We start from the raw sequence: 7,327 nt of genomic DNA on the forward strand, positions 1-7,327 counted from the left end.
GGGCCAAGTGTTGACCACAATCTCCAGCTCTTCAAACGGACCTGGGGGGTCAAGCGTCAGCGTCTGTGCCAGAAGCGTTGCAAGAAACTCTGTGCGATTGCTGCGGTAGACCGTTAGCAAGGCACTGCCTGCTGCAATGGGGCCATCCTGTTTCGCGGAGCAGCCGTTGTCTTCTGAATTCCCTCGACTTGGACAACAGCCTCTGTCTCGGGGCAATACGCCGAAAGTTGTCCTCCATACACCGCACCCGTATCCAGCATCACGATTTGTCCATGACGTTCCACTTCCGGTCGAGGGGTGTGACCAATCACCACAAGTCCATGGCTTCCGTCGTAATGCTCCCAGAAGTGTTCACGAATGGTCAGGTCGGGATGACCTGCCGCATCAAATCCTGCGTGAGTTGCCACCCAGCCATATCCCCGAAAAACGGTAGGGAGCTGCTGTAAGCGCGGCAGCCATGGGTTGGCACTGTTGAGCTCAGGATCGCTGAGGCTCTGTAGGAGAGCCTGCTCATGATTTCCCCGCAGCCAGGTGGCTCGTCCAGCCGTGACCAATGACCAAACCAGCTGCATGGTTGAGGCGGTATCGGGCCCACGATTGATGACATCTCCGCAAAACACGACGTGATCATGTTTCGGTAAGACGCCGAGTAACCGCTGCAGTGGCTGGTAACAGCCATGTACGTCACCGACCACCCAGTGGTTGCAGGTGAGGGATGACATGCCAGGCAACAGATGGCCTCATCACATTAATTCCCTTGACTTGTGCGAATGCGATGCGTGAAAATGCTTACTCTGATGGGCCTTGAGAACACGGTGTGGACCCACGATCATTGCCAGTGGCTCGTCGCGTAAGCCTGCTCGTGAATGCCCTGGATGGAGCCCAACGCACCAATGAGGCTCTTGCTCGGTGTGCCAATGGGGAAGAAATGTTGGACGTACTCCTGGGAGCATCGATGAAATTAAGGCTTGGCCTTACGCGCGAGCAGCTCCGCGATACACCCCCGATTCGAGATTGGGTTTGGTGGAAAAATAAAGAAGCAATTGTGACTATTGGGGATTAGGAAAAGACGGATCTATTGCATTCGTTTTAAGGCTTAAGAAGCGCATGATTGGTTTTATCAAACTCTGCTGTAACCCAGCTTTGATGGATAAATCTTGAGGGGAAGTCCGAAGGACTCCATCAGCTTTTTGCAGTCATCGCCGACAGTTCCATAAACCTCAATTCTGAAGCCATCGCCAAGTTCAGCATGCTTTTGCAAGTACTCTTGAACAGGTGGGTTGGAGACGTGAGCCGTAAATGCATCGTCATTTGCATAAACTTCTGACCAGACAAACGCTTGTGGGTCGTCCGGATCTTGATCAAAGGTGTGATGAAGCATGCCAGGCTCGGACGACTGAACCGCTATGTCAGTGATCCGGGCGAGTTCCAGATATTGATCGACGCAGCCCGGTTTGACATGGATGCGTGCCAGAAGCATGAAGGGAGTGGATTGATCGAAAATCGCCACGTTGAGCAATCAATTTGGATGATTCTCCCAAACAGCACGCTGCGTTTCTGCTCATTTCAAAAATGTTCTTCTAAATGAATTGAAATGCATGCTCTGAATAGCCATTTAAAAGCATTCATTTAGACACTTATTGCTTCTGTTCAGTATGGTCGGTCTCTTGCGCACTGCGAAATGCCAAGTCTGGCTCAATGGTTTGTCAAGTCGTGGAGAATGATTCGTCTCGTGTCTTTTTGAACTTCTTGATTTGATCCCTGAGATTTTATGATTATGGGATTCTTCTTGGTAACGGGGAACGGTTCTAATGAACGAGTTTGACTATGCATTATTGTTGGTTGTTATGTCGCCTCTGGAATTTTGATCGAACTTCTTTTGACTGGGAGTCTCGCTTTCATCATGTTTTCATTGGGACTGTCCCTGAAACCACAAGACTTTGGAGTTGCACTTCATCAGCCAAAAGCCTTGATTGCTGGCGCAATTGCTCAACTTTTAATGCTTCCACTCATTGCTTTTGTATTGCTGAGGATCTTTAGTGTGCAAGGTGATTTCGCTCTTGGAGTTATGATTTTGAGTTGCTGTCCTGGAGGTATCACATCAAGTCTTGTCACTAAGCTGTCTCGAGGAGATGTAGCACTTTCAATCTCTTATACCGCACTGGCCAGTCTTGTTACAGCTGCAACTCTCCCTCTTGTTTTGAGCATCGCAGCACCAATTTTTATCCCACAGCAAGAGATTGGATTGTCAATACTCCCTTTAAGCTTAAAAGTCTTTTCATTGGCAACACTTCCTGTTCTTTTGGGTGTCTTGATTCGCCAGTGGACCCCAAAGCTTGCGGTTCGCTGGCAGTTGCCAAGTAGTCAAGTGGCAAATGTTTTGTTTGTTGCAGTCTTGATCGGAGTATTGATTGGTCAGTGGGATGTTTTTATCGCTTACCTTCCAGTGCTCGGACCAGTGTTGCTTCTGCTCAATCTTTTAATGCTAATCGTAGGTTTAGCGGTTGGTCATTTTCTGAGCTTAAAGAAAGCACAGATTACCTCGCTGTCTGTAGAGGCTGGTTTTCAAAATGGAACGATTGGCATTGTTGTTGGTTCGTTGATCAGTGAAGAACTTTTGCAAGGAGGATTGAGTCGCTTCAGTCTTCCTTCAGCTGTATATAGTGTTTTGATGTTAATAACGATTGTACCCTTCGTTCTTTGGAGGAGAAGTTTGTGATGAGTGAATCTGCTGAATCCCTAATGATTTGCACTTGTTGTCGATAACGGTTATGCGCTTATTCATGAAGCCACGCTAACGTTTTTCAGTTTCGACTTCTTGAATAACTACGGATCCATCTTCTAAGGCGTCAGTCATTTCTTCAACAAAGTGATCTGCATAGAACTTGAGGCTGTCTAACTTCTTGGAGGGATCCTGGTCGTTGGTGATCTTATCAATCGCCTCATCTGCTATCGCCTTTCTCTTCTCAGCCTTTAAAAGTAACTGTCGAGCTTCCTCGACACTCATCAATGGATTTTTTTTACCCAATGGTGTGTGTGTACTCAGCCATGACCTGCATTTAGAACACTGAAGCCCCAGTCTGTTGGCATGGTGCCCTATTGCTTTTGTCGTGCTGATAGACATACGTGAGTGTTACCTTGCTCAAGACTGTCTCAACGAGCAGTTGTTAGCTCACGAAGTCTGCTTCTGAAGCTGCTTTTACCACTTCCAGGTCGTCAAATGACGCAGGTTTCAAATGGTCAATGAAGTGAATGCGAGCTGCATCCGACTTGATCCATAGATTGAGTTGTTCCCTGCTTTGAAGCTCGGGCACATTCAAATTCAGCGTGATGGTGGCACGCACAGTTATTTTTTGAGAGTAATCCATTTGTGATTTGGTTGGTGTAATACGTATGCTTGAACGGTTAATCAGTGAGCATCTTGGGACTAAACTATAATGACAGCATAGGGATGCATACGGGATTCACTCCATCTGTGTTGAATCAATGGTTCGCAGTTGATTGGAGCGAGCTGACGTGCAGCGCAAGATTCGTGAATGACTTGCATCTTCTGCTCTGTGGTGATGCCAACATGCTTGATTAGAATCGTACAAAGCAGGGCTGATCAATCGTTCCTTGAGGAGTATTATATTTGTCATTGCAGAGGCAGGACTAACATTGTTGTAATGGCTGTGGAGATGAACAGACTTCTTGAAAAATGTGGAACATGATCAAAGGATTAATAAGAATTGATGTGGCCACTGCAACTGAATGGGATGAAGGTCGCACGTAATTCATAGTTCTGCGCACTGCTCAGCCACACCCTTTCAACCGCCCGCACCTTTCCCTAGGTGTGAGGTTTTTAGTGACAAAACTACGCTCTCATAGGCTTACAAGATACGATTTCGGATGATCGGAAGGAGGCGCATACCCATGATCCGCGTTCAATTCACTGCAGCAGTTTTTGCTCTTGCAACCCTTGTCGTGCCATCCAGGGCCGAGATCGTTCCCTCCCAGTGTCGTCTCATTCGTTACGGCGGCATTGACACTCCTGTAGAAAACTTTCCTTGTGATTTCCGTCAGTCAGGTGGGAATGTCACTGTGGACTCCAAGAACTGGGCATTCACTTTCTTAGAAAGGAATCAAGGCAAGACTTTTATTCGCATCAATAGCATCCCACTCACGTTTACTCGTACAGGCCGATATACCCTCCAGGTGACTCAAGGCCCCAGGATTCGTTGAGATGATTCTTACCTTGGTAAAACCCTATATTCAATATTGGATGGGACTTGGAGGCATCATGATGAATGGGCTGCCAGCTGCCTTGCTTCTTGCCGGTCCCCCTGCTCCTCCCATGCCCCCTATTGAAATTCAACAGCAAGTTCCAGAAGAACAACCTGGATTCAAAGTGGAGAACTTTCGATTTGAGATCGATCAAAAGAGCTTTGAATGCTCTGCAGGCACGCTGAACTCAGGGAATAAGGCTCCCTATGCTTACAACCCATCAACGAATGCCTTTGCAAGAGAGCTACAAATCCATGCAGCTCAATGTAAAACTCGCTTTTGAATAGTTTGGAGGTTATCCAAAAAAATAATCTGTATAACACTCACTGCCATTGGATGAGCAACCGCATTCCACTCTGTCAGTGAGTGAATGGATCCTGCAATGGCTCAGGACGATAGCATTTTCGTCTGTTTATCCCTGGCTTGGCTATGAGATTGAAGTGAATGTCGAGATTGCTTCGGTCTTCAGCCATGATTCCACAATGGAGTTCAATCGATGTGGATGAATTTAGGTAGGGTCTAAACCGCTAAGACTCAATAAAAAAAGCCCCCACGGTTTAGAGAAGGGGGCCTTCGTTGTGATCAATTGAGATCACTTTGCATAGGGAATGCCGCGGTAGGTCAGAAGTGCTTTCTTCGATGAATCGAAACCAGCACCTTGGATCTGCACGTACTTTTTGCCGCGATAGGTGAGAGTCATTTTGGGTTCCTCAGAAATCCAGGTCCCCGTTCCGTGGCCTGGCGAGTCTGCGCCTCATGTCAATGAGGTGAACGTTGTTTGTAGCTGTTGCTACTTGATCTTTATAGCAATAATGTCTCCCTTTTAGTTGTTCGAGGGGATACAAAGCGGCATGTGATTTTGAATTCTGTAGCTTTTCTATACAGAACACTCTGCCCGCTTTCTCGTTATCCACGTATACCTCACACGTGATGAGCAGTCAGCAAAGAAACGCTCATTTCAGCAGTCGTAGAGAGTGAAGAAAAGACTTTCCTGGTTCGCAAGGGTTTGGAGGTCCTTCTTATGGCCAAATTCCCTGCGTTTACTTGTTTTCTGGCGTTGCGGGGTTGCATCTCCTTAAGAGAGTGGTTTGATATTGAAATCGATTCCTTGACTGATGTCCTTGCTTCTTAAGCGTCAGATTGAGCGGCTGGAACTTGCTATTGAGCTTTCTACAGACTGGTTAGAGATTCAATATTTGAGGGCCGAACTGGACCAACTGAAGGACTTATATGAGGAGCCACACGCAGGTGTCGCCTGATCAAAGCTTTTTGTCCAGGATGCTTGCCAACTTTTGGCAGCAGAACCATGAATCGTTTGGCCTATGCACTCCCCTGCTGTCCTGACCTCTCGGAACCGCTCCAATCAACGAAAGAAGGGATCATTTCTGATTCAATGGGATGCGCTAACTGATCTTTATGTTGATTGCTCTAGATTTGGAAAGATCTGATCCAGACGTATGACTATTTCTTGACTCGGCCATGGTGATGGCGTCTTCCGTGGCGGACGCCTCATCGCCCACAACGCGATCGCCACGTGTTCGTATAGTTTGCGTCAACAGAGGTAAGTGGTTCCTACAAGTGTTGTCCAAGTGATGAATGAGAGGGGCTGGGAATTTTTACTGAATGAAACATCATCATGGACACCCTTGCTAAATCTCCCTTCATGCAAAATTTATTTGATTAATATCGTCAGTTCGCTCACGATTGAGACGATGACTTCGATGTAAATCACCTCAGGATGATCTTCTCAGGCGGTGTAACCCAACACCTAGAAAATATCTCCGTTCATACAGGCCTTTCAGGGATTCATTGAAGACCGACCTTATCAGCGATGATCTAAAACTGATCCCGTTGTTCTTGATTCAATTTGTAGATGTTGAGCGCGAAGCATGCGGTACCGAAGCTGACAAGGAGTACGAGCAGATCTTGAGTATTCATGGTTTATCCAGTAGGGATTTTTGCCTAAGCCTCAATCTTGAGCCGCTTTTGCTTTCTTGACGACAGGCAGGTCGGAAGGCTGGGCAAGGATGTAAACGACAGCAGCGGAGACGACTGCAGTGAAGGTGATCAAGCCAAAGATGGCAGTTGAGTAGTCGGTCATCGAGAGGTGATTGGAACGCTTGTTACGAATCTTAGCAAATTTGTAACGAAAGGTAAAGCCACGGATCGATTTCGCTGTTTTCGGAGCATCTAAGGGGATTTCGGCCTCCTTTGAGGGGGAGGTAGGTGGAATCAAAGCTGTGAGGCGTTGTTGGTTCGCAAGGTGAGGAGATTCTTCAGCTCAGTGAATTAACAGATTCAGAGCGCATGCTTAGCAAGATTGCTGAGTCACAATTCAATGCTGAGAACGGCCCCCTTGCGCAGTGCCAATGAGCCAGCGCTCCCTGCGAGAAGCCGACAGGCTCTCACTTTGGCGCAATTTTGATGTGCATCAAAAACAAAGGGGCGGTTTTTGACCTCACCCCCAAATTCTCTATCCATTCAGTCCAACACCGCTGCGGCAAGAATGATGGATCACTTGAAAAGCACATTTTGATGATACATGCTCAATTTGAGCCATGATCCGCACCACGATAATCTCATAATCCAGTCAATCCATCTAGTGACGTCGGCGTGAGGTCTTTCGTCGGCGGAGGCAGTTGATGTTTTGCGGCTCACCGCTGTTCCAAGGTCAGTCAACGATTCAAGAGCCATCTTGAAAAGGAGCCAACGCAGGGGAGCAATGGTTCCACTTCACACGTCAAGGCAGAGGATTGAAGTGCCTCTGCTTTTTGGTGATTAAGTGATAAAGTTGAAATGCTTTTAAGAGTATTTATCTGTTGACCTTATATGCGCAAGCTGTGTTATAAATTTATTGAGAGTTGGTAACTCCAGCACTCCAAAGACAGAGGCTTAGAGAACCTTTGTCTTTTTTTATGTGATTCCTGGCAACAGCTGGAGTGAGCTGCTCTGGAGCTAAGGATAACTTCTCTGAGAAAAGTGACGTGATTATCAAGTGCTCCATCGCCGTTCCGCAAGGACTCTTTCTTGTTGGTGCTTTTGATGCTCAAGCATCTTCACCCAT

10 protein-coding genes are annotated in these 7,327 nt (G+C 47.0%); 4 read left to right on the forward strand and 6 right to left on the reverse strand.

Annotation, left to right across the window (positions count from 1 at the left end; genetic code table 11):
• A partial coding sequence (locus tag NCN04_RS10755) for an exodeoxyribonuclease V subunit gamma (protein ID WP_502988755.1) occupies positions 1-120 on the reverse strand: 120 nt, incomplete at its 3' end.
• Positions 114-722, reverse strand: a complete 609-nt coding sequence (locus tag NCN04_RS05555) for a metallophosphoesterase (RefSeq protein ID WP_250395435.1) — start codon at positions 720-722, stop codon at positions 114-116. The genes NCN04_RS05555 and NCN04_RS10755, both read right to left, overlap by 7 nt.
• 116 nt (positions 723-838) lie before the next feature.
• Between NCN04_RS05555 and NCN04_RS05560 the strand changes: the two genes are divergently transcribed.
• Complete coding sequence (locus NCN04_RS05560) at positions 839-1,063, forward strand: hypothetical protein (protein ID WP_245407282.1); 225 nt, start codon at positions 839-841, stop codon at positions 1,061-1,063.
• 57 nt (positions 1,064-1,120) lie between these two features.
• Here NCN04_RS05560 and NCN04_RS05565 read toward each other — a convergent pair whose 3' ends face one another.
• Positions 1,121-1,510 carry a putative quinol monooxygenase gene (locus NCN04_RS05565; protein WP_250395436.1) on the reverse strand — a complete coding sequence of 130 codons (390 nt, stop codon included), beginning with the start codon at positions 1,508-1,510 and terminating at the stop codon, positions 1,121-1,123.
• Positions 1,511-1,903: 393 nt separating this feature from the next.
• Here NCN04_RS05565 and NCN04_RS05570 point away from each other — a divergent pair, with 393 nt between their 5' ends.
• On the forward strand, positions 1,904-2,719 hold the full coding sequence (locus tag NCN04_RS05570; RefSeq protein WP_250395439.1) for a bile acid:sodium symporter family protein: 816 nt from the start codon (positions 1,904-1,906) through the stop codon (positions 2,717-2,719).
• Between the two features lie 75 nt (positions 2,720-2,794).
• Here the strand turns inward: NCN04_RS05570 and NCN04_RS05575 are convergent, their stop codons facing one another.
• A complete protein-coding gene (locus NCN04_RS05575; RefSeq protein ID WP_250395437.1) occupies positions 2,795-3,124 on the reverse strand; it encodes a hypothetical protein in 330 nt (109 codons plus the stop codon).
• A 1,098-nt stretch (positions 3,125-4,222) separates the two neighbouring features.
• On the opposite strand from NCN04_RS05575, the gene NCN04_RS05580 reads away from it, so the two are divergent.
• A complete protein-coding gene (locus NCN04_RS05580) occupies positions 4,223-4,546 on the forward strand; it encodes a hypothetical protein (RefSeq protein ID WP_250395438.1) in 324 nt (107 codons plus the stop codon).
• Between the two features lie 309 nt (positions 4,547-4,855).
• On the opposite strand, the gene NCN04_RS05585 is transcribed toward NCN04_RS05580, so the two are convergent.
• A complete protein-coding gene (locus tag NCN04_RS05585; protein WP_157028554.1) occupies positions 4,856-4,963 on the reverse strand; it encodes a DUF4278 domain-containing protein in 108 nt (35 codons plus the stop codon).
• A gap of 415 nt (positions 4,964-5,378) precedes the next feature.
• On the opposite strand from NCN04_RS05585, the gene NCN04_RS05590 reads away from it, so the two are divergent.
• On the forward strand, positions 5,379-5,522 hold the full coding sequence (locus NCN04_RS05590; protein ID WP_245407283.1) for a hypothetical protein: 144 nt from the start codon (positions 5,379-5,381) through the stop codon (positions 5,520-5,522).
• A 710-nt stretch (positions 5,523-6,232) separates the two neighbouring features.
• Here the strand turns inward: NCN04_RS05590 and NCN04_RS10635 are convergent.
• The gene (locus tag NCN04_RS10635) at positions 6,233-6,364 is read right to left on the reverse strand and encodes a hypothetical protein (protein ID WP_284498610.1); all 132 of its coding nucleotides are present in this window, start codon (positions 6,362-6,364) and stop codon (positions 6,233-6,235) included.
• Positions 6,365-7,327: the final 963 nt, after the last annotated feature.

The sequence above is a fragment of the Synechococcus sp. MU1655 genome, from assembly GCF_023630655.1.
Classification (GTDB): Bacteria; Cyanobacteriota; Cyanobacteriia; order PCC-6307; family Cyanobiaceae; genus Synechococcus_C.

Excerpts from the sequence above, each read along its gene's own strand:
- NCN04_RS05580 (WP_250395438.1), top strand. The coding sequence starts at position 4,223 with ATGATTCTTACCTTGGTAAAACCCTATATTCAATATTGGATGGGACTT.
- NCN04_RS05585 (WP_157028554.1), bottom strand. The coding sequence starts at position 4,963 with ATGACTCTCACCTATCGCGGCAAAAAGTACGTGCAGATCCAAGGTGCT.
- NCN04_RS05575 (WP_250395437.1), bottom strand. The coding sequence starts at position 3,124 with ATGTCTATCAGCACGACAAAAGCAATAGGGCACCATGCCAACAGACTG.
- NCN04_RS05590 (WP_245407283.1), top strand. The coding sequence starts at position 5,379 with ATGTCCTTGCTTCTTAAGCGTCAGATTGAGCGGCTGGAACTTGCTATT.
- NCN04_RS05555 (WP_250395435.1), bottom strand. The coding sequence starts at position 722 with ATGTCATCCCTCACCTGCAACCACTGGGTGGTCGGTGACGTACATGGC.
- NCN04_RS05570 (WP_250395439.1), top strand. The coding sequence starts at position 1,904 with ATGTTTTCATTGGGACTGTCCCTGAAACCACAAGACTTTGGAGTTGCA.
- NCN04_RS10635 (WP_284498610.1), bottom strand. The coding sequence starts at position 6,364 with ATGACCGACTACTCAACTGCCATCTTTGGCTTGATCACCTTCACTGCA.